The sequence below is a fragment of the Bacillus sp. SIMBA_005 genome, assembly GCF_046535585.1.
Taxonomy (GTDB): domain Bacteria; phylum Bacillota; class Bacilli; order Bacillales; family Bacillaceae; genus Bacillus; species Bacillus pumilus.
Genome location: NZ_JAWRWI010000451.1, coordinates 1 through 269, shown reverse-complemented (window position 1 = coordinate 269; position 269 = coordinate 1). Strand labels below are relative to the sequence as shown.

Sequence of the window (269 nt, the reverse complement as noted above, 5' to 3'; positions counted from 1 at the left end):
CGACCGCGCCATCGTCGCCGCGGCCGCGGGCGGTCCGCGCGCACGGCTGGGGCTGACGCTGGGTGACGTGACCAACGACGATCCGGCGCTGTACGCCGCGATCAACGCGGCGACTGCGCGGCTCGACACGCCGTGGCTGCACGCGCCCGGCAACCACGACCTCGATTTCGATGCATCCGGCGACCCCGCGTCGACCGCCTCCTATCGCCATGTCTTCGGCCCCGAGACCTACGCGTGGGAAGAGCCGCAGGCTTCGTTCCTCGTGCTCG

The 269-nt window shown here is 72.1% G+C and carries 1 protein-coding gene; it reads left to right on the top strand.

What is annotated here, in order from left to right; all coding sequences use genetic code 11:
* The coding region (locus SB660_RS20860; RefSeq protein ID WP_410584261.1) for a hypothetical protein at window positions 1–269 on the top strand (269 nt) is incomplete at both ends.